The 24,035-nt window shown below is 24.8% G+C and carries 18 protein-coding genes; 1 reads left to right on the top strand and 17 read right to left on the bottom strand.

What is annotated here, in order from left to right; genetic code table 11:
• Positions 1–181: 181 nt before the first annotated feature.
• The 10 genes from KHQ81_00940 to KHQ81_00895 all read right to left on the bottom strand — a co-directional run bounded on the left by KHQ81_00940 (position 182) and on the right by KHQ81_00895 (position 11,762).
• The gene (locus KHQ81_00940; protein QVK18314.1) at positions 182–1,831 is read right to left on the bottom strand and encodes a peptidase S41; all 1,650 of its coding nucleotides are present in this window, start codon (positions 1,829–1,831) and stop codon (positions 182–184) included.
• 274 nt (positions 1,832–2,105) lie between these two features.
• The gene (locus tag KHQ81_00935; protein QVK18313.1) at positions 2,106–3,797 is read right to left on the bottom strand and encodes a hypothetical protein; all 1,692 of its coding nucleotides are present in this window, start codon (positions 3,795–3,797) and stop codon (positions 2,106–2,108) included.
• Positions 3,798–3,948: 151 nt separating this feature from the next.
• Positions 3,949–4,254, bottom strand: a complete 306-nt coding sequence (locus tag KHQ81_00930) for a hypothetical protein (GenBank protein QVK18312.1) — start codon at positions 4,252–4,254, stop codon at positions 3,949–3,951.
• Positions 4,255–4,333: 79 nt separating this feature from the next.
• A complete protein-coding gene (locus KHQ81_00925; protein ID QVK18311.1) occupies positions 4,334–5,971 on the bottom strand; it encodes a hypothetical protein in 1,638 nt (545 codons plus the stop codon).
• Positions 5,972–6,057: 86 nt separating this feature from the next.
• Complete coding sequence (locus KHQ81_00920) at positions 6,058–6,615, bottom strand: hypothetical protein (GenBank protein QVK18310.1); 558 nt, start codon at positions 6,613–6,615, stop codon at positions 6,058–6,060.
• Between the two features lie 406 nt (positions 6,616–7,021).
• The gene (locus KHQ81_00915) at positions 7,022–8,455 is read right to left on the bottom strand and encodes a helix-turn-helix transcriptional regulator (protein ID QVK18309.1); all 1,434 of its coding nucleotides are present in this window, start codon (positions 8,453–8,455) and stop codon (positions 7,022–7,024) included.
• A 251-nt stretch (positions 8,456–8,706) separates the two neighbouring features.
• Positions 8,707–9,246 (bottom strand): O-acetyl-ADP-ribose deacetylase, encoded by a 540-nt coding sequence (locus KHQ81_00910; GenBank protein ID QVK18308.1) that lies wholly within the window; start codon positions 9,244–9,246, stop codon positions 8,707–8,709.
• Between the two features lie 102 nt (positions 9,247–9,348).
• On the bottom strand, positions 9,349–10,449 hold the full coding sequence (locus KHQ81_00905; GenBank protein QVK18307.1) for an ATP-binding protein: 1,101 nt from the start codon (positions 10,447–10,449) through the stop codon (positions 9,349–9,351).
• The gene (locus tag KHQ81_00900) at positions 10,450–11,346 is read right to left on the bottom strand and encodes a hypothetical protein (protein ID QVK18306.1); all 897 of its coding nucleotides are present in this window, start codon (positions 11,344–11,346) and stop codon (positions 10,450–10,452) included.
• Positions 11,343–11,762: a hypothetical protein gene (locus tag KHQ81_00895; GenBank protein QVK18305.1), complete on the bottom strand. Its 420-nt coding sequence runs from the start codon at positions 11,760–11,762 to the stop codon at positions 11,343–11,345. Before KHQ81_00895 ends, KHQ81_00900 begins: the two co-directional genes overlap by 4 nt.
• A gap of 566 nt (positions 11,763–12,328) precedes the next feature.
• Here KHQ81_00895 and KHQ81_00890 point away from each other — a divergent pair.
• The gene (locus KHQ81_00890) at positions 12,329–13,288 is read left to right on the top strand and encodes an SAM-dependent methyltransferase (protein ID QVK18304.1); all 960 of its coding nucleotides are present in this window, start codon (positions 12,329–12,331) and stop codon (positions 13,286–13,288) included.
• Between the two features lie 312 nt (positions 13,289–13,600).
• Here KHQ81_00890 and KHQ81_00885 read toward each other — a convergent pair whose 3' ends face one another.
• The 7 genes from KHQ81_00885 to KHQ81_00855 all read right to left on the bottom strand — a co-directional run bounded on the left by KHQ81_00885 (position 13,601) and on the right by KHQ81_00855 (position 23,828).
• A complete protein-coding gene (locus KHQ81_00885) occupies positions 13,601–14,467 on the bottom strand; it encodes a hypothetical protein (protein ID QVK18303.1) in 867 nt (288 codons plus the stop codon).
• A gap of 289 nt (positions 14,468–14,756) precedes the next feature.
• Positions 14,757–15,467, bottom strand: coding sequence for a hypothetical protein (locus tag KHQ81_00880; GenBank protein ID QVK18302.1), 711 nt, complete (start codon positions 15,465–15,467; stop codon positions 14,757–14,759).
• Between the two features lie 108 nt (positions 15,468–15,575).
• Positions 15,576–17,447: a hypothetical protein gene (locus KHQ81_00875; protein ID QVK18301.1), complete on the bottom strand. Its 1,872-nt coding sequence runs from the start codon at positions 17,445–17,447 to the stop codon at positions 15,576–15,578.
• Positions 17,448–17,977: 530 nt separating this feature from the next.
• Positions 17,978–18,481, bottom strand: coding sequence for a ferritin (locus tag KHQ81_00870; GenBank protein QVK18300.1), 504 nt, complete (start codon positions 18,479–18,481; stop codon positions 17,978–17,980).
• 342 nt (positions 18,482–18,823) lie between these two features.
• Positions 18,824–20,167: an IS3 family transposase gene (locus KHQ81_00865; GenBank protein QVK18299.1), complete on the bottom strand. Its 1,344-nt coding sequence runs from the start codon at positions 20,165–20,167 to the stop codon at positions 18,824–18,826.
• A 501-nt stretch (positions 20,168–20,668) separates the two neighbouring features.
• Positions 20,669–22,264 (bottom strand): ABC transporter ATP-binding protein, encoded by a 1,596-nt coding sequence (locus tag KHQ81_00860; protein QVK18298.1) that lies wholly within the window; start codon positions 22,262–22,264, stop codon positions 20,669–20,671.
• Positions 22,248–23,828, bottom strand: a complete 1,581-nt coding sequence (locus KHQ81_00855; GenBank protein ID QVK18297.1) for an ABC transporter ATP-binding protein — start codon at positions 23,826–23,828, stop codon at positions 22,248–22,250. The genes KHQ81_00860 and KHQ81_00855 overlap by 17 nt, the downstream gene beginning before the upstream one ends.
• Between the last annotated feature and the right edge of the window lie 207 nt (positions 23,829–24,035).

The following is a 24,035-nucleotide window of genomic DNA, read 5'->3' as shown; positions in this document are numbered from 1 at the left end:
CAAAAGGTTTTCCATTTAGAAATACATAATATTCTACAATACGACATCAAAATTCCTGAATAACTAATTTTTACTGAACCGATATAACACCCTCCTAGTCCTCCATAGTTTCTGTGATGTGTTATTACATTTCTTGTTGTGTAATTAAGAAATTCAAACCCAATATTTTAATCTTTGTGTTTTATGATGATGGAAGCATATTATTTAAATCACCAATCAAGTCATACCAATCGAATTGGTTATTATAATTTATATCAACATCTATTCCATCTTCAATTACTTCATCATTTTTGTTAATTAAAGTCAAATTACTTGAATTGACAATTAATGCACCATCAGGTAAAACTGTATAGGTAATCGCAGAGGCTCCGCCACTTGTTTTTTCCCCAAAAATTATTGCTAATTCTTGATCTTTTACGATAGATGTAAATAAATTAGCTGCACTAAAAGTTGCAGGCGATGTGTAAACATAGAAATTTTTATCTAGAAAAACATTGTTTGTTGTTTCATAATATTCAATAAATTTTCCACCTGTTGCTGGATTTATATAGGAAACAGGTATTTTCTCATCTGTCATGTAACTAAGTAATTCAACAACACCTATTAAATTACCACCTGGATTACAACTTACATCAATAACAATATCATCATATTTTTTTGCTTCTTCCATAGCTGGTTTTAAAAGATCTTTAGTGTCTAGTGTAAATTGATTTAATTCAATCACGAATGTATCTCCATAATTCTTATAATCTAACTCAGATTTTCTCAATATACATTGATTGTTAGTGTAAGCTGTCACATAGTTAGATAATTTATTACTTTGAGTGCTACTTGGTCTAAAAAATTTATCTAAATAACCAGTTGAAATTAACGCAGTATGTAAATCATTTTGACTTTTGATAAAGCTTTCTAGTTCTTTATGTAGTGACTTAAAAGTATTTTTTTCAAAGTCATAATCATCTAAAACAGTTCTATAGGTTTCAATATTTTTATAGTCTTTTAAACCATAAAAGTAATCAAAGTATAGAGCTAAATAATTCTTTGTATGAGAACTTATATCAGAAACTTTTTTAGTACGATCATTCCTAAAAGCATTAAATAACATATTAAAATCAGAAAAGTCATCTATAACATAAATGTTATTACTCATTTCATAAACATTAATATATGATCCTGTAAAAAATAAATTTGCGAGATATAAAGGGATATAATATCCATCTTCAAAAAGTACTATATCCAGATTATATAGTTTTAAGTCAATCTCTACTGAAGGATCATCCTCTATTAAATCTATATCAGAAACAACTAACTCAGTTTTATATTGAGTTAACATTGGAGCATTTATACTGGATACCATATCAAAGTCATTATATGATATGACTTCATTTTCAGCATCTATAGTCATTTCATATGAATATGTTTCACCATAGATTTGTTGGTATTCACTTGGAACATCAAACGTATAGGAAATTGTCATTACGTCACTTTTAGTAATATTTAAATCGATAATTCCACCATCCATAAACTTAATAAACTCAGAAATATTTACATATGATACAGCTTGATCATTTTTATATTTGTAAGTATCTAATGTTTTTGCATTAATAACATATTCAGATGCAATATCCTTAGTATACAATTTTTTAGATTTATTAATTAGTTTTGTTTCTTCATCAGTATCTGTAGTTGTATTAGTTTCGTTTGTATTATAATCTGTATTAACTTCGCTTGTGTCTTCTTTATTATTTTTATCAATTAGACTACACCCTGTTATTAATAAAATCAAGAAAACCATAACGATAAAACTTAAACTTCTAAGACTATTTTTCATCATATATTCCCCCTGTAAATTAAATATTATATCAAGACTATTTTTAGAATAATTACTACAAAACCAGTATCTAATTTCATTATCTGAAATTGTCAATTTTTGCATAAAAAAGTCCTTGATTTCATTATAAATCAAAGACTTTAATAAATCTACTTTATAGTTAAATATATTACCATTTTTTTACAAATGATATGGATTATGTAGAAAATAGTAATCCTTGTTAATCAAGAGGCAAAAACAGTGTATGGTTTATTAATACTTTATAAAATTTATTTTAATAATAATAATTACTTTGAAAACTGATAAAACCAATAGCATCGTATTTTAAAGTAACTTGTTCTTGTTCACCTTTATCATTAATAGTAAAGAAAGTTTTATGATCACCGAAGTTATTATAGATATACCCTTTTAACTCTTGATTATAAAGTGTCTGACCACTAGGTGATAAAATTACTAAATACTCCTTATCAAGACCTAGTAAAGTGTAAACAATATTGCCATTTTCTAATACTTTAAAATTTTGAATCGATTCAATATTACCATTAAGTGTTATACTATTGATTAATTCTCCTTGACTATTATGATGCGCAAATTCTATATTACTTTCTGGTTCATCATAGAAGATATAAATATCATCATTTATCCCATCCATTAAATAATAGCTATCTAATTGTGCTTGGATTTCCCATTCTTTATCACCATTAGCATCTAATTTTCCGATTAGGCTCCCAACTGATTTTTGATAGTGATACATAACTCCTTGATCCTTAGGTATCAATTGAGTAATGAAGAAGAAATTTGAATTATCAACTTCATTAACCATTTTTTTATCATAGACAACCTGACCATCACTTGTTAACTTTAAGTAGTTTAAATCTGGATCTTCATAGGAAAGCAAGATACTACCATCTTGATAGTGTTTCATAATCTTAAGCTTATCATATGATTTAGGTAACGTCTCCTTATTACCCAAATTATCCAAGCGATTAATAGTACTTACCATATAAGGTTTTGGGTCGTACTTTAGTTCATGTTCTAAGAAATAAACAAAATTATCATCATATGTTAATAAACTAAATTGATTAGAGTTGGTATATTCTGATTGTAAATTACCATCTAAGTCATAACATTGAATTCGTTGTTTATTGTTAATAACTACGTGAACAAAAATGTAATTCTCTGTTAGCTTAAGCTTTTTATTTTCCAATAATTCTAGTATCTCAATATCCATAACTTGTTCAAGCTCAGCGTTATATCTAACAAGATGAGTAATCAAGTCTTTGTTTGAATATTGAAATAAGAAACTTCCATCCTCATACTCCTTAATCATTCTTACTTGATTATAAGGACCTAATTCCCAAACAAAATTACCTTCACTATTTAACTTTATTAAATAAGCATTGCTTTTATTTGTTTTATTATCATATTGAACAAGCTTGGTGATATAACCACCATCTTGCGTAGAGAAATGTACATCACTCTGTCTGAAGTATCCCTCTTTTTCCCAAACTTCTCCATCTTTATTCACTTTTTTCGTTTTATATTCATCATTTTCTCTCATCAAATAAAGTAAACCTTTTTCACCATAATTCTTTATTATACTTAAATAATTGACATTTGACGTATCAAGTAAATTACCTGTTTCATCAAGTGAATTTAATACCCAGTTTTGATTATTACTATCATAAAAACTTGCTAAATAATACTCTGGAGTCAGTTCAAATAACATACTGGCATATCTACTTGAATTCCAATCCATATTAAAATCACTGTTAACCACTTCAAATCCTAGATCTATTGGTTCTTCTTCTTTAGTTGATGTTTCACTACTAGTTATATCTTCAGTTGTAGTTTCACTTGTCAACTCGTCTAACTTCTCTTCCTTTTTTTGTTCTACTCCTTTACATCCTGACAAAGTACTTACTAAAAATAATATTGCTAAAAGACTAAATATTTTGCTTCTCATATTTCCACTCCTCGTATATTAGTTTTCATTAATAATATTATCATATTAATACAATACAAGTAAATGGGATATTGTTTTATATCTATTTGAGTAGGAGAAAAAAATGAGTTTATTATCATATGTATTTCATCAACCATTTAGTTAAGTTGTTCTATATTATTTGATTTTTTTTAAAATTTCTTATCACATAGATACCACTAATACTTACCAATAAAAGTAACCCTATTCCAATATATAAAATTTTATAATTGGGTTTATCAATAACAAAATATATATTTTTATAATAATGAACTCCAGCAACTTTCAAAGTATAGATGCCATTTTCAGTTATTTTCGTACCACTTTTAAAAGGCTTACCATTAAGGAATAACTGTCCAACATTAACTTCAGGACTCACTGATTCTCTGTACAATGGAATCCCCTCATATACATCTAAAGTATCTGAGATAATTTTCAAAGAAAAAAGGTCCTTGGTGTTTAATAAATCAAAAACTTAATTTTTTAGATATAATATCAACGCTGCTATTTAATTTCTACTAATCATTTAATGAAAATAACAGAAACTCAATTTGTTCTTTCGAGATTAAATTTTGATTCATTATCATTAATTCTTTTATTTTATTAATTTCAGCTTTATTAGGTGTTATAAAAGATTTATTAAAGTTATATATCCAACTTTGAAGTGATTCTTTACATAAAGAATAGATATATTCATCTTTATCTGATATTAATTCAAGTATATATCTTAAAGATTTCCATTTACTAAAACATGTTAATAATGAAGCTGAAAACATTTTTACATGATCTAAATTGGTATTATTATAGATACTATATATTTCATTATCAGAATAATCATATATGTGTTCATTAATCTGTTTATAAGCATACTTTGAAATACCAATTCTTTCATCCGCTATATATTTCAAGTATATCTCTTTATTATTTTTATAATCTAACTTAGCAATTGAATATAAACATGCTTTAACTATTTTTATACTACTAGTTTCTAAATAATTAGCAATTAGTGAAATATCATCTTTATTTCCTATCTCACCTAACCCACATATGCTTCCATAAACTTCTTTTGAATTTCTAATTAATTCAGATCGATATACATCAACAAAATTATAATTATCTATTTCTGACAATAACTGTCTCACATATATTCTTATCGATATACTATGGTCAAATATAAAAGGATAGATGATATTTTCTAATTGTTCAACTTTTATTTGATGAAGTTTGTAAATAATAAACGATCTTATTCTACTATATTTATCATGAATAAAATACTTATAATAGTCCATAACTTCTTCTTTATTTAATATTTCAAATAATTTAATAAGAACTATGAATTTAATATAAGGTTCTTTTTCTTTGCTTAAATAATTTACAAATCTATCTAAGTTTGGGTTTTCCTTTTCAAAATATAAATAATAGAAATACTTTCTAACTTTTATGTTTTGGTCTTGTAATCCTCTTAAAATATAATGATAATTTACATCTTGTTTAAAAAGCTGATTAACTTTTTCTAAAACTATTTGATGATTATATCTTTTGAATTCAGACAATTTCAGAAAATATGGAAGACAATTATAAATTTCTTCAACATTAGATTGATTAATCCTTTGTATACAATATTTCATAGCAATCTTATTTATCTTATCAACCCAGTCATGTAATCGCAATATTATGAATTTTAATTCTTTACCTGTATTACATTCAATTAATTCATTTAATGCTTTTTCACGAAAATAGCCATTTCGATGAAATGAACTTAATCCTAATAAAAGTAATTTTTCATCCGTATCAAAAAAACGCTCATCAATAAGATTAGTTGGACTAATTTCACACCAGTAATTTTGATTATATGTATAATTTATAATCGATCTAAATGACTCTTCTATTTTAAATAAATTATTTGTTTCAATAACCCTATAAAAATATTTTATTATTTCTTTTTTGAAATCTCTTGTACCTAATAATAACATATAAGCTGGATATAGATTTATTTGATTACCAGATTGAATTGATTCTAATATATTTTTCGTTTGACTTTCATAATAACTGAATTCTGATTTAAATGTGGATTTATCAAATTTATCGTTCATATCTTTGGTTTCATTACTATTCTTAAATTTATTAAACACCTTACCAATGTATTTTCTTACCATTTTCATCATCTCCTAAATTTTTTGAACTAGATATTATAGTAACATGGCGATATGACTTCATTGTTCTAAATTACTTATATAGAATTCTACACTCCAAGTGAACTATAATAGTATACCATCAAATAAAATAATCCTAACCAGATGTCAGTAGCAACAAATATTAGTAACACTACTAGGATTTTAAATATATAATTGATTTTTGAATTTAAATTATTCTTTTTGTTTTTAAGTAACTTAACAATTAAAATCAGTGATAATAAAGGAGTTAATATAAGAAATATATGAAAAATGTTTATACACATCACTTGGTAAAATTTACAGATATGGTATAAATTAATAAATCCAAGATTTATTAGAAATGGAACATAGAAATTAATTCGTTTAATTTTCGAATCTTTATTCTTTAAATTAAATATAGTTGCCAATATCCATAATATTAAAGAAATTATAGGAAATACAATATATACTAAGAAAAAAGCAAGTCCAACATCATTGGAAAAATCAAATAATAAGATATTTGATAAAAATTTGATTTCATTACTATTATTAATTAATAAATTATAGGCAAGTAAAAAACAAATTAGAAAGATTAAATTAATACATTGTAAAACTATAAATAAATAATTTTTTAATAATCTCCTCATAAAAAATCCTCCCAAATTAAATTAAATCCTCTTACTACCAACTTAAGTCAGTTTCCTTTATTTATTAACTCTTTTTTGATTATTTTGATTTAAAGCATTTATTAATAAGAAATAAGACTTTAGTTATATTATAAACCAAAGACTTTATGATTTCTATAAATATATCTATATATTTCATCTTAATATAACAAGAATAATTTTCTTTAAATTCATTTAAAATTTTTAAAAAATAAAACAGATATCAAATTGTTACCTGTTTTATTTTTATTAGTTGTCTACATCAGTTTAATTAAAATCTATTTTTTCAACTATTCCCTTTCCATAAAGAAACCCTATTTATTCGCACTTAATGAATATGAGTGTATAACCATACCTTGTTTGCTTGTGAATGTAATGAAGTTTTTGATTATTCTAAATTCATATTTTCTGTTAATTTTGTTTTATTTTTAGGTAAAACTAAATAAAAGATAAAAAACAAAATAATTAATATAGGAGGAATAAAAAGATATATTCCATCTGTTGTTTTATAGTTAGGATTTAAAACATAATCAAATAAAATACTTTGCGTAAAATAAGTCACCCATAGTATCCACATTATATCAAATATTTTTGTCATAATGCGAAGATTTGCAACGCTTAATATCATAGCTAATAAAAGGATAATAATATTTAGATGAAAGAATTTACCCACTGATGTATTTGTTATAAAAATAATATCTGCACTTTTAATTGAGAAAAATAAATCACCTGGATTAATATAGTAGTATAAATAAACTACTAAGGATATTATTTCAATATAAAGAAAGTTAGAGGTCATTAAATTTTTCAAATTAATATTAAGTCGATTTTCTTTAAAATTTGGAATAACTAAAAATAAGATATAAATTAATTGTATAAATGAACCAATTAATATTTCTGAATTAAATATATTAACTAAACTACTAAAAATTAAAGAAATTCCTAGAATAACATAATATAAAGTTGCGAATCGTTTTAATCCATTTACCGTTTCATAAATTATGATACATGGTGCTAACAACATGAAGAAAAATAATATTTGTTCAAAAACACCAAAATAGTTGAAACCATTATAATAATTAAATGGTAAGATAATCGTTAATAAAAACATTACAGTAGAACTAATAAATTCTTTTTTATTTTTATTTATCAACCAATAGACATCAATATTAAAGTAAGATAAATTGATGATGGTTGATAAAATTAAAAATAATGTATATATAAAGTGAAGCATTAATCCAATTTCAGCAGTAATAAATCCTGGTGAAGCAATAATTGGAACTTGAAATGTGATTAATAGGAGTATAGCAAGTATCGTAATAGATAAAAGAAATTTTTTGCGTTTATCTAGAACATGAAGTGTTGCAAGTAATACTGGTAAGAATATAGTAAAAATTATGACTAACCAGTTTGATAATTTTACTGATACCTGAGTAAAATTATAGATACCTTCAAATGGATAGCTATTCAATCCATAGTCTAGTATTCGTGAATCTATTGCTAGATAATTGACAAAACAAATTGTTATACCGATAGTTAATAACAATAAGTAAATAATGTATGAAAGGATATTTCTTGAGTCAAATCTACTTTTATTTCTTTGATTAGATTCATTTATTTTACAATTGATAATCTCATCAACAGTCACATGATAAATTTGACTTAAAGATTGTAACAAATCAATACTAGGTAAACTTTGTCCTAATTCCCACTTTGATATTGTTTGTGGAGTAACAATTAAAATGTCTGCTACTTCTTTTTGTGTTAACTTATTTTCCATTCTGAGTTCTTTTATAAAAGTCCCTATTTTTTGATAATCCATAATAACTTTCCTCCTCCATTTCATTATAGTCAATTAGCAATTTTAATCAATAACTTCTTCATTGAATGACTCAACTAAGCATTGATTTGAGTAAACTAATACGTTGTAAACTTCATATTAATCATTATATGATTTAAAAATAAAGAGATAGATGTCTAAGTTTTATTTCTTAGGAAATCTATCTCATTTTAAACAAGAATAATTGTACATTATTCTAATATCTTGATAAAAGAATATTGATAACTGTAAATTCAACTGATATTTATCAACTCATTGTCTTCTATTATGTTCAAATATATTTTATAATTCTCTTCATCATAGCAAACTAAAATTATTTCGTTTATATTTACATCTGTTTCAACAAAATCTTGTATAGTTTTAATTGCGATTTTCGCTGCTAACTGTTTAGGAAATTTATATATTCCAGTGCTTATATTAGGAAAAGCAATTGACTTTACACCATTATCTACTGCTAACTTAAGAGAAATTAAGTAACAGTTTTTTAATAATAACTGTTCATTATTATTACCACCATTCCAAACTGGACCAACAGTATGAATTACATATTTTGCCTCTAATCGTCCAGCGGTTGTAATCACTGCTTCTCCAGTCTTACAACTGCCCTTTTTATTCCTGATTAACATACACTCCTCTAATATTTTCTTTCCTCCAGCTTTATGAATAGCTCCATCTACACCTCCTCCACCAAGCAAACTACTATTAGCAGCATTTACTATGGCATCAACTTTTATTTTTGTTATATCGCCCTTAAAAATAGTTATATTTGTCATTTAAATATCACCCTTTTTATATAATGAAAAATTAAAAGTTTTTTTAGTTTTTTTTATTAATTACTTAATTTTCATTAGTAGGAATAAAATTTAATATTGAAATCATAATTTATTCCTTTTGATATAATTTCTTACTTCTTCATATAATGATCGTCTTGAAAATCTCATGATGTTTTTAACTGTTTTAATCCACTCGAGTGTAGTCGGGTGAGTAGTTGAAATTGCTTTAATAAAATCATTTATATTAAGATTTCGTTCATTTTCTGTTTCAAATACTTCATTTATTACATATTCACTTGCAAGCTCAACAACATTTTGAATATCCGCTCCTGAATAAAGTTCTGTCATTTCCGCAAGGGTTAAATAATTAACATCGTCAATCGTTAGATCAGTTGTTTTAATTTTAAATATTTCCATTCTAGCTGCTAAATCAGGGGGGGTTACAAAAATCATTTTATCAAAACGCCCAGGTCTTAGAAAAGCATCATCCACATCCCAAGGTGTATTAGTCGCTGATATTATCAATATTCCATCATTATCCGTATTAAATCCTTCAAGCTGTGTTAAAAATTCATCAATTGTTGTTCTAACATTACTACCGCGTAAATTAGATCTTTTATGACCTAAACTGTCTATCTCATCAAAAAAGAGAACACATGGTTTATTTGCACGAGCATTATCAAATACTTCTTTAATGTTTTTTTCACTAACACCAATATAAGGATCTAAAATATCTGAGATAAAAACATTTATAAAATGAGCACCACACTCACCAGCTGTTGCACGAGCAATAAATGTTTTTCCGCATCCCGGAGGTCCATATAACAGTACTCCTCCACCTGATTTCTTTTTATATTTCTTAAACAATTCTGGGTTTTTAAACGGTTTGATTATCTTCATCTCAACAGCTTTTTTTACTTCTTCAAGCCCACCAACATCTTTAAAGGTGATACTTCGATCTATTTCTTCTTGTCTTTTTGATCCACTAACTTTTTCTGGTAAAAATGGAATAATATAATCAATTAAGTCGATAATATTTCGCTTAAATACTCCCTTACTATCATATTTAAGGCAATTATTTAGTTCAAATAATCCTTTTTGAAATAATCCTTTATTAATATAAATTAGGGCTATTTCATAGTAGATTTCACTTTTATTGTCACTATTCTTTAATTCTTCATATAAATCTTCTAATTCATACATTTAATGATTCTCCTTCAATAATTTTTTATATGATAAACTAATAATTAGATATGTTATTAACCAATAAACTGTAATGAATGCTGTAATCATCAAAAAATACTTACTGTAAGAACTTAACCCAATAAAATCACAGACAATACTTAATACTATCAATAAACCGTAATATAAATGGGTACCACCAAATCTCTCAACCAACATTCGTAGAATATAAAATTTACTTTTTTTAAATTTTAATTCATTCAGTAGATATAAAATTGTTTGATTATTAGGTCGTATCATAAAAGCATTATAATAGTATTCATATGACTGTTTATAATTTCTTTTTTCATACTCAACAAGGCCTAATGTATAATATTTATTAAACTCATCTATTTGACTTTCGAAGAATTGTTCTAGTAAAAAATTTAGATCTTTTAGGTACTTAAGCTTTAATGAATAGAAATTGATACAATTCTGTAGAACAACATTATTATTTGGATCATTTTCAATTGCTTTTTCAATGAAATACTTTATTTTATCTTTATCTTTACAACCTGTTATAATTAATAAATCAGCATACCGAATTAGCATACTACTATCATTGGGATCTAATTCTAAACAATCTAAAAGCATATCTTCAGCTGCTACATAGTCATGAATATCTAAAAAATAAAAATAAATAAATTGATCTATTAGTAAATCTGGTCCATATTTTTCTCTTGCTGCTAATGATACTTCATAAGCTTCAAGGGATTTTCCATATTTTCTATAAAGATTGGCTAAATTTACATAAGCTCCATAGTCATTTGTACCATCTTCAATTATTAATTTATATAACTCTTCACTTTCTTTAAATTTACCTGTATTGGAATAATGGTTAGCAAGTTCAAAGTTCTTTCGAATATCGTTTCGTATCATAACAAAGCACCTGCCAAACGTCTAATTACAAAATGTAATAAAAGAGCCATATAGTAATATTTATTAATTGAAACTTCTAAAACATTAGTTTTGGGTGTTAATTTCTCAAAAATGATAATATCCATTCTTGCAAGTAAATTATAAATCCAATAGATTATTGAACCTGTTGCAAACATAGTCAAGAAAACATATTTTGAATTATCCAAAGTGAAAGCATATAAATACAATAAACAAAAAATAATTCCTATTATTAATAATACAAGTTGTTTCGTTTTCTTAACCTTTAATTTGTGCATATTCAACACAGTTATGATTGTCATTATTACTGGTCCTGTTATAAATGCTGCTGTAAACATCACGTTATTATTAAAAGCCTTTTTGATTACGTGATCATTATTATTTATTAACTTCTCCATACTTACTCCTTTTCTTTTTAATACACTTAAACATTCACTTTTTCCCTTAAGACTGAATTAAATTATAATCCCAATTACAAGTATCAATGCTCCTATTATTAATGAAATTATAAGAATTTTATAAATTGGAGGATATATCCAATATTTTACCAATACTTTGTATTCTTATTTCACAAAAATTATACCATATTATGACAAATTGATATACCAATTATTACCAATAATTGTACGCGTAATTATAGCATACCTTGTAACAAGAAATCCTCACCTAGAAAACGTAAGATATGGGTTTTTTATTTGTTTAATTTATATGTCTCTGATAGTTCATCTAACGAAGGAATTAATAAAAACTTTTGATAATCGAGTTCAATATAATAGGTAAGGTTATTAATTGGTTTAAGATATTTTTCTTTAATTATCTCAATGACATGATATATTATATAAATCAAAATACTAAAATTGTCATTGTATTATTTCTTTTCATAATTCATCATCTGATATGACTTAGTAGACTATTAATGATATAATTAAAAAAGATTTAATCTCTAGAGTGAAGGTATGATATTATGAGAAGTTCAAATAAAACAAATAACTATGATAATATAATCAAATACCAATATTTTTTAAATTATTCTGATAATCTTAAAGATCTATGTGATATAGAAATGAAGTCTATCTTTGGATTTATACCAAAGAATAAATACTTTACAACCTCAAATTATATTGATCCATCAAGAAGTGTTTTCATAAAAGGTTGCATAGTTATCCTATATCTAGAAAATAGTTTAGAAGCCTTAGAAAGAGCAGTAAAAAAAGATCAATTATTTTATGAAGATTATAAAATTCGATTTATAAAAACAGATGATAAAGTAAAATACGAAGATAGCTTAAAAGCATTAAGAACAATTGGGTTTGCGATTGAGGGTAATTTTGCACTTCACAATCCTAAAATTAAATTAGCATTAACAAAAATAAACAATCAATGGATCTTTGGTCATTATATAAAAAATGATAGTACTTGGATAGAACGAAAACAAAAACCATTTAACTACTCATATGCGCTTGATATTGTAATAGCGAAAACACTTATTAACATCGCAATTAGTAACAACTTTAATTTAAATTTAGTTGATCCTTGTTGTGGTATTGGTACTGTAATCATTGAAGGACGCTATATGGGTGTAAATATTAAGGGATTTGATTTAAATCCAGTTGTTGTTAATAAGTGTAATGAAAATCTTAAATTCTTTGGATTTAAAGATGATGTAAAAAAGAAAAATATATGCGATATAACTGATACTTATGATGTAGCTATTGTTGATTTACCATATGGTAAATTCTCTAAAACATCATTAAGTGAGCAATCATTAATCATTGAAAAAACAAAAAAAATTGCTAGAAAAGCAATTATTATTTCAATGGATGATATGAGTGAATTAATTACTTCAAGTGGTTTTACCATTATTGAAAAATGTTTTGTACAAAAAAGAGATAAATTTAGTCGATATATCACAATTTGTTACTAGAGATTGAAATAAAATTTAATGTTAACTATCCAAAATTAATAAAAAGGAACAACATATTTTACATTATTACAATTGAACTTATTAATGAAATTCATCATTTTTATTATATATTTCATTGAATATACGGTACATTTTAGACATCTCTCCTACTTTTTATAATAAAATCCGCTTTTTCTCAAAAAAACTTCTATAGTTTTTATAAAACCATAGAAGTTTTTTTCTATAATTATATTATGTATAAAGTATGTCTTGCTCTGATGTGGATGTTCACACTTTTTAAATTAAATGAATCTCAATAGATTTTATTAAAATTTAAACTTTTTTATTTTCAACAATTTGATCTAGTTCTTCTTTTTCTTTAATGATAGCGTACTTTTCAGTTCTATAAAGAGGTAAGAAAAATATTATTACTAATCCATTACAGTAAGCTAAATCTTCACCCCCAAGAAATGTAATAAAAAATACACTGATAAAAGCTAATATTATTCCACCCACATTAATAATTTTTCTCTTCTTTTTATAATCATCTGTATAATCTACATAATGAAAAACTATTAGGTGTGATAAAATACTCTTAATTACTAAATAGGTAACTATTAATAATAAAATTATAGCTATTATCATAAAACATGAAATATCTGATTTCAAAAAAACAATAGAAAACATAAATATCACCCATGCAAATATAAGATTCCACCAATTAAATAAAGATCTGAGTGTTCTTTTTCCTGATTTTTTAAATTGTTCATTAATTTCTTTATCTTTAGATAAAATCATTACATCATTCAAACTTAATCCCTTTTTATCTTCATTATTATCACAGTATTGTTTAATTTTATTATACATCCTTACTTCTAGAAAAAAATTAATAATGAAAATTAAAACTGCTATTGAGGTTAAGATAATATAGGTTTTTGAATTGAAATTAAAATTACTTGCTTTATAACAAATTAATATTGCTAATATTCTGATCACATAATCGATAACACTATATTTTTTTATCGTAGAATAAGATGGTGAAAAAGAATATAAAAATATAAAAACAAACAAATAAGGTGATACTAGCCAAATCTGATTTACAATGTTCATACCTACTAGTGATGTTCTATAGGACAATATAAATAAATTAATGTAACAAATAATGTTAAGAAAAATTAAAAATTTAATTCCTTTTTTCACACTTTACCTCCAGATTAGATAAAAATTGACTAGAACAATGTACGTCCTAGTCAACCTGTCGTTATACATCTTAATGTTGAACATTGTCTTCTGTAATTATATTTGCAATCGCGGATTTTGGTAATTCTGTTAATAAATTTTCTCTAGTGCCTTTAATTGCCTTAGCAGCATTGAAAAATGTTATGTACAAAAACAATTGCTACTTATATTAATTAAGAATTCATAAGTTATAATTTTTTTCATATACTTAATAATTTTTCAATTTTTATCCTATTTTATATTACAACAATTAACACCTGTGCTTTGATGTAAGAATCACTTTATTAGTTAAAATACTAATTGTAATGAGTACCTGAGATGGAAAATAGAAAAACCATATTAAATCAATTGGCAAGTTTAATAGTTTATTCCAAATTGAACTTCCTGATATATTCAGATAATCTTGACTATTATTTAATCCAACAAAAATATCACAACACAGAAAGAGGAATAAACCAATCGCAAAGACTGTATTTGTCTTATAGTGGTAAATTGCTAAGACGACATTTGTAACTAGATTAGCTAAATAAAATAATGTAATTAGGATTAATAGATTATAATTCTTAACAATGATTAAACCAATTAATTGAAATATTATAATGAACACGAGTCTTAATTTAATTGACTTATAAAGCGTCAATTTACGATTGACCATAAACATTAGCCTAATTCCATAAATAAGCTGAACAATACTGAATACGATAACACCGATTACCTCATACCCAACCATTAAGAGTAAAAATAGATCTGCGATAGCTGTAAAGAATAAGGCAATACGCACAGTCCATGTATCAAGTAAGGTATCATATATTATATAACTAAAACCAAAACACAATAGAATTCCTATATATTCCAATTCTTTTACAGGAACATTATCTGTGAAAAAAATGAATAAAACATATAAAGTAAATGCGACTATAATAAATGTTGTCACTAAAACCTTTTTTAATATTTCATTCATTTTTCACACTTCCAATTGTTAATATATTTTTTATTAAATCAGTTCTATTGTGCATAAATAATCTAAGTATAGAAACAACTCACTGATATCCAACATCAAAGATTATATCTAATTTAATTTTTTTTGATAATTAAAATAATTTAATATTGAATCTACTGATTTTTGTCTTTTATTTAAAACTAAATAACTTATAGTTGAAGGAATAATCAAAATAGAAAGAAAAACTATAAATCCTATATTTGTTATTGTACCTCTTAAAATTGAGTAATCATAATCATCTGTTAATGTGAACTTAATAACTCTATCATTATTTACAGCATAAAGTTTATCATCCACAAGAATAAAATTATAAAAAGCAAAGTATTCTTCATCAGAGCATCCGAAACATTCTAAACCTTTGTTTACTTTATTGAACTCATTATCAAATTCAGTAAAACTTGTAAGCGAATAACCTTGTATAATTGTATCCTCAAAGAAATGCAGCTGAAAAGCATCTAATACATAGGTATAAAGGTACTCTACCTCAAAGTCTTCATTCATTTTGAAGTATTTGTAGATAGAACCTTTATAATCCAAAAAGATAACCTCATTTTGAACTACCCATGAATATAGTACATGATTATCATTTAAAACGGTTTGCTTGATCACATTTAAATCTAAATCTAGTTCTTTAATAATCGGATTTTCAGTTATTTTCCTTTGTATTTCTGAAATAATTATCGCATCACTCTTAATAGCCATACTCGATAGGAAATCATTAGTTGAAGTATATATTTGAGTATCTTCACTCTCATTTATTCTATAAATTATCCCATTTCTTTCTTCATCAATATATTGAGAACCAACTAGATAAATGCTTCCATTGAACATCTCGCATTTTGTAAAGAATATTAAATCATCAGCATTAAGATTCAGATATGAATTGTCTATATTAATAATGACTTTTTCATTTACTAAATCGATAATTTTGTAATTAGCCATGCGTTTATTTTCTAATCTGTAACTTATTACTGCTTTACCTTCACCAGCTCCAACAAGTCTATAAAACTTTTCTGTATCACCTAGATAAACCTCTAATTCAATTTCATTAAAATCCCTATCATATAATTTAGAGTTTGAGCCAAAATTACAGATATATTCTCCACACCGTTCAACATTAGTCTCAACTTCTAAGTCATATATTATTTCTTCAAACTCATATTTAGTTTTAATAAACCTTAGTCTATCAAAATCAGAAAGCCATAATTCTCTAGTTAACACTGGTAAATAATCAATCGGTTCGTCACACATTTGAAAAAATATACCAATAATAATTACAAAGAATGAAATAAAAGCAATATACATAAATGCAACTTTTTTACCAAAGTGATGAAAAAAGAAACCCACAAAACCAAATAGTCTTTGATGCCAAAAATTAACCTTCTTTACCTTAGGATTGACAATTTCTTCTCGTTTTAACCTATATTCTTTATTCTTAATATTCTGCAAAATATACTTACCAAACCACACTGCTTGAATTCGACTTTTTCTAAGTTTTAAGAAGAGATAAATAGGTACTCCGTAAAATATAAAATATATAAAAATAACACCTAATACTTGAAGTACAAAAGGAAGTCTATATAGTATGAAGGATGAACATAATCCTGGTAAAAAGTTAAATTGCCACACATAAATAATAAACGGAAAAAGATAGAAGAAATACCCAGCAATACCTTTATTGTAATTTAGTATTCTTTCAAATTCTTCTAACGCAGATTTATTTTCACTTAAAGTATAATCAAAATAACTTTTCTTAATTAATACGTAATACTCACTTCCACTTGTTTGAACATCAATTTCTTGATTCTTGTATACATCATTAAAATCTGTAACCTCAGTATCATAGAAGTGAATAATACTATTTTGACCAACATATGTAAAGAATTTATGGTCTTCAACATAGTACTTACTCAAATATTCTTTATTGACTTTTATTCTCATCTTTCCCTCCCCACATATATTCTAAATTAAGTTGTAAACACAGAAAAAAATAAAAAAAGAACTTATCCTATACTGTTTATTATATCACAAAAAACGACTATAAATATAGTAGTCTTAGTTGGTTCTATTTTCTTTTTTTCACATATGACGATATTTTTAACCCTATTTATATAAATGAACAGCACCATTTGTGTTAACATAACTTGTTTCTTTGAACTTCTTTCAACCAATCCATATAACATTACAAATAGACTCCACAATAAACACTACATTCATTACCTGATAATTTAAATTCTAATATCATAAAATATTGAATCATACATGTGTATTTGATTGTAGTAGAAAAAAATGAATTTGAATTATTCTTAAATAATTTAGTTTAGAGATAAAGAAACCAATTATATGGGTTTTTTAGTAATTATATTCTCTCAATAAATAAAAGGTTACCAACTTGATTAAGCTAGTAACCTTATTATCCTAATGAGCCTTTTTTATATAATAAAGAAAGGCTGGTAGAAATTGAAATTTAATTAAGCTTGTTGTGGTGGTGTAAAAGTTCTTGCTGCCATTTCTTGATCAATTAAATATAATCCAACCACATCTAATTTCTTTACTTTCGCAATTAATTCTTCAAATTGTGCTTCTTCTTCTACTTGTTCATCCACATACCAATTTAAAAATGAACGTGCAGCATGATCTTTTTCGGAAATCGCGATATCCATAATATCATTAATCCATCCAGTTACTTTTCTTTCATGAATTAATGCATTCTCTAATACATCTAGTAAAGATGAGTAATCCTTTCTAGGTGTTTCAAATCCAGTAATTTCAGCTCTTCCACCACGGTCCATAATAAAGTGCATCATTTTTTTAGCATGGAATAATTCCTCTTCAGCTTGTACTTCAAAGAAGTTTACAGCTCCAGGTAAATCCAACTCATTTGCATATGCAGCCATCGCTTGATAAATATAAGCTGATTCTATCTCACGATTAACTTGTAAATTTAACTCTTTTTCTAATTTTTCACTAATCATTAATATTCCTCCTTATGTCTACCATAATTATATAATATTTTTTATTATTTGCCAAATATTATGCTATTATACTACTTATTTTATTTACTTATGTTTGTTCTAAAAAAATGGCTAAATATTATTATTATTGGGCATAATACAAAATAAGGAGTGATGATTTTATGGAATATCCTGTTTCTAACTTAAATACAGAACAATTAAAAAAGATTCAACAATTAGAAAAAGAATTAGGAGAAAAATATATTCTAATTGCTTATGACAAAACGAATACCCAATAATTAAAAGGAGCAAATTGAACTTACACCTGTCAAGTAGACAGAAACAAAAAAAGTAAAAATTTCATTAAGCTGCTTTAAGATGGTTTCTATATTGAGTAGGGGCCATCTTATTTAATGTCCATTGATATCTCTTACAGTTATAATATCTCATATAGTTATCAACAATTTTATATAACTCATAAAAGTCTTTAGCCTGTTGATAATCACATTCATCTTTGAAATGACCAAAGAATGTTTCCATTTTAGCGTTATCCAGGCAATTACCTCTTCTAGACATAGATTGTATTATATTTAATTCTTTCAATTTATTTACATATGACGGATTTGTATAATGAACACCTTGGTCTGAATGAATCATGGTGTTTTTCAACTTTTTCTTTCCGTATTTTTTAACAAGTTGATCAATTATTTCAAGTGATAAATTTAAACTTAATCCTCTAGATAGCTTCCAAGCCACTATTTCTCTCGTACAAAGCTCTTTAACGACAGATAAATAATATCTTTGGTTACCATAGATTAAATAAGTTATGTCGGTCACAAATACAGTATCTGGCTCTTTAACATCAAACTGTCTATCTAATTTGTTTTCAAAATAATTGTGTTCCTTATTTGCCTGCATAATCCCTAAATAAGGGTTTACCTTACGTATTTCAGCTCGTATTCCATATTTCTTCATTAGTCTATAAATCTTCTTAGGATTCATGACAATGCCTTCATCGTTTTTTAAATCCATATTTATTCTTAAGTATCCATGCTTCTTATTATGTTTTAACCATGTTTTTTTTATAACTACAAAATCAGCGTAATCCTGTTCTTCTCTTTTTTGTCTATTAGGTATTGTTTTAACCCACTTATAATAACCTGATCGAGATACTTCATAATATTTACATAATAACTCAATGGATATTTTAACTTGATCTTTTATTTTATGTATATAACGGAAAATATCTTGAGTAGGCTTAATTTTAAACTCATTTCCGCTTTGTTTCACTTCCTTTCCTAGCCTGTATTCTTTTTTTAATTCTTCATTTTCTTTTCTTAGGACTTCTATTAATTTCTCTTGGATCAGTACTTTTTCATCACTAGATAATTCTATTTCTTTCTTTGGTCGTCCTGATTTGCCATTTTTATTACGACCTCTATTTTTCTTATAGAAGGATTCTTTTCCTTGTTCATCATATTGCTTTATCCACTTTAGTACATACATATCATTTTTATCTTTATTAAATGGTAGTTTATTTAGTTCGAATATTTCCCTCATTGGATATCCTTGTTTTCTCATCTCTACAGCCTTAATCTTAAATTTAGGGGTATATTGAAGTATCTTACCTACCTTAAGCACATTAGGATTCTGTTCCAATTCTTGACGATGTTCTTTAATATATTCTTTAATACTTATTTTACTCATTATTATTACTCCCGTCTTCAACTTTCTCTATTATAAAATAAAATACCTACATAACCAACACTTTTTTATTTCGTGTCTACTATATAGGTATAATATCAAATTGCTCCTTTTATACATTAATTTTTAATAAAGGTTCAACAACTAAATGCATAATATTAGGACATTTATTGGTCAATATTCAATTACTGAATAAAAAAAGCCTTGATATTCTATAAATCAAAGACTTTATTTTATTTATTCAAGTAAGTTTATAATAAAATCACTTGAAAAATTTACTTATAAAATTATAAACCCATTTATTTTAAATAGTATAAAAGGTGATTGGTCTGAAAGAATAAGACGTAAGTTAGTATAATATTTGTCTTCATTAATTAAACCTAAAGTTCGCATACTTCTCTCATTAAAACTCAAAGTTTGATTCTCTAAATATCTTTTAGCATATTCAAAAGAATTGTTTTAATTATAAAATTCTTCATGTTTTAAAACCTGTTGACAAAATATTTATATCTGTGTAGGATACGGGTCACCTAAACTAAACACTTTGTTAATAAATCTAGGTTTCAATTTATGCATTATTAAAATACAAATACAATCTAATTGGTTGATATAATTAAGTAATTTATCAATTGAATTTTTATCTAAATTATTGTCAATTTCATCAAAAATTATAACACTAGGATTTAACATTAAAGCTCTTATTAAGGATATTTTTTGAATTTCTCCACCTGAAAGATTACTTTGATTCTCAGATATCATAACATCCTTTTTATTTAAAATATCAAATTTGTTCAAGTATTCTATAATTCTATTTTCATCATCACATTTGATAGCGATATTCTCATACACAGTCGCATCTAACAATAACGGTTTTTGTGGTACATACACAATCTCTTTTCTTAGTGAATATGGATTCAAGTCACAAATATCGATATCATTTATATAAATACTATTTCGCTCTAATTCATGTGTCTTTAGAAGTAATTTGACAAGTGTTGATTTACCACTTCCATTTGAACCTTGAATTAAAACTTTATCTGCCTCACTTATATCTAATTTAATATTACTCAAAAAAACATGATCTTTCGTATAGCCAAAGTTAAAATTATTACATCTAATACTTTTTATTCGACCAACATCAATACCTTTATTAACTTCAATATTGCCGAGTAGTTCTATTAGTTTTTCTTCAACAACTTTTAATTCAATGAAGCTTGAATATTGACTAAACAAACTCTTTAAAGTTGACTTAAGAATAATTGATAATCCATAAAATGTTATAAAAATTCCTACCGTTATAATTGATTTTGAAATACAATATGCACCAATTATAAAATACATTGAATGTACAAATAATTCTACCATTGAATTAAAATTTCCATATAAAATGTTAAATCTCATTTTTTTTGTTTTTGATTTGAAATAATTATAATAGACATTTTTCAATCTATTAATTTGATATTTTTCAAGTTGATTAATTCTTATAAAATCTCTTAATTCGATGGTTTCAAGCGATACCTCTTTTGCTACATTACTTAAATTAATATTTTCTTTAAATAATCTCGATTTTATTTTACCAGTAATAATAGGAATCACAATTAGTAAAATAGTAATCCCAAAGAAAACCAAGAATAATACATGATGAATAGTTAATAACATCACAATAATTACTATTGCTGTTGTGAATTTTATTATTGTTTTAGTATATATTTCAAATGATCCTAAAGTATAAGAAATAGGATGCCAATCAATGTTATTATACAACTCCCCTTTATCTTTACTATTAATATATTCATATTTTTGAATTAAATAGGTGTTAAAAATGTATTTATAGAACTCCTCTCCAGATTTTAGAAGTTTTAAATTACCAAATAAATCAGAGAGAGGAATTATTAATAACATGAAAATTAAATACACTACACCTAACTTTATAAAATAGCTATAATCTATATTAGAATGAATAAAAAAATTATCAATACTTTCTGATATTAATTCAATTAATTTGATGTTTACTAATTCAAGAATTAATTCAGAAATTACAGTAATAAATATTGCAAGTAAGAATTTTTTTCTAAATTCTTTTCTAAGTATTTTTTTCATTCATTCCTCCTATTAGTATTTTATTTTGAAATTCATCTAAATTAGATATTCTATGAGATATTATGATAACTATTTTATCTAACTTATATAATAATTTATTAATATTATTAATTGTATCAAGATCAAGATTGTTTTCAAATTCATCTAAGATTAATACATCATAATTTTTAAGTAACAAGCTAAGGAGTTCAACTTTTCTTTTTTCTCCGCCTGATATTTCATTAATATTCATTTTCAGTATTTCATCAGTTAGATTTAATTCATTCATAAGATAATTCATCTTATCTAAGTTATATTCATTATTAGTAATTGCATAAATATTTTCATAACCTGTTTGATTCAATAAAGTTGATTCTTGTGGCATATAAGCAATTTTCCTTCTCAAAGACCTAACATCTATTTGTCTTAAATTAATACCATTCAAAAGAATATTACCAGAATAAGATTTATTTAGTCCTAATAAAGTAGATACTAAAGTAGATTTACCACTTCCATTATCACCATGAACTAGGTTAACTGATTTTTTACTTATTCTAAAACTAATATTTTTAGAAACGCATATTTTTTTATCTTTTATTTGATGAAATAAACTAACATCTTTAAACTGAATTTCTCTAATAAAATCTACATTATTTAAATTATCTCTTTTTTCATGAAATAACTCTTCTATCCTTGATTTAGCAATTATCTGACTTTTTAATTTACTAATATATTTAAACATCGATGATATAATATTTTTTAAGGAATTTGCGATGAATAGTAAAAATAATGCATCTGTAAGAGGTACTTTTCCTTTGGTAAATAAGTAAAAGCTCGTCATTACTAATATAACTTTAAGAAAAATATTAACTGTGTCTAGTAATACATTGTTTAAAATATCATTTTTTTCATTATTAAAACTAATTTTGGTAACATCTTTTGAACTAATAGAATATCTCATAGAGTAATATTTCTGTAAATTGTATAATTTTATAATTAAAAAGTTATCAATACTTGATTTAATAGTTTTTTCTAAAGTTTCTTCAATTTTTGTTTGTTTTTCATAATCTGATTTAAAAGTGTTACTAAAGATTAATGGTGATATGAAAAATAAAAGAGAAGAAACTAACAATACAATCAAGAATAATAAATTAATTTTATATAAAATATATAAATATATAAGGGTTATTAATAAACTACCTATAATTTCAGCATTTATATCTATTTTAGTACTAATAATAGTATCTAAATCTTTATCAATTCTTTTAGTTATTTCAACTGTATTAAACCCTTGGGTTGTATCTTCTAAATCAAGCACTTTTATATGTAAATATATTTTAACATTGTCTGCTTTTTTCATTTTATTTTTATTGTTTAAATAATTAATTATGCTTAATAGAAAATTAATAAAAATAAAAACTAACAGATAATATATTGAAAATTGTATTAAGTTATTACTTTTATTATTTAATGTCATATCAAAAAGATATTTTATAAAAAATGCATTTGCGAGAAAATAAAGCTTTTTCAATAAATTATGAATAATAAAAGGGATCACATTGATTTTTTGATTAAAAATTTTCATTTATCTTCTCCGATTTTTACTTTAAATTACTATCAAGACTTAATAAAAGTGTATATTGGCATTTACTCATTAAATATGTGTCTAAAAATGACATTTATTGTAAAAAAAAGTCCCTGATATCATTATAAATCAAAGACTTTAAAAAATCTATAAACATTTAGTGGAGGTGGTCATTAACGTTATATATTTTCCTCCACTTATACATCC

This window comes from Mycoplasmatota bacterium, from assembly GCA_018394295.1.
In the GTDB taxonomy this organism is placed as follows: domain Bacteria; phylum Bacillota_I; class Bacilli_A; order Haloplasmatales; family Haloplasmataceae; genus JAENYC01.
This window is presented reverse-complemented; position numbering and strand designations above follow the sequence as displayed.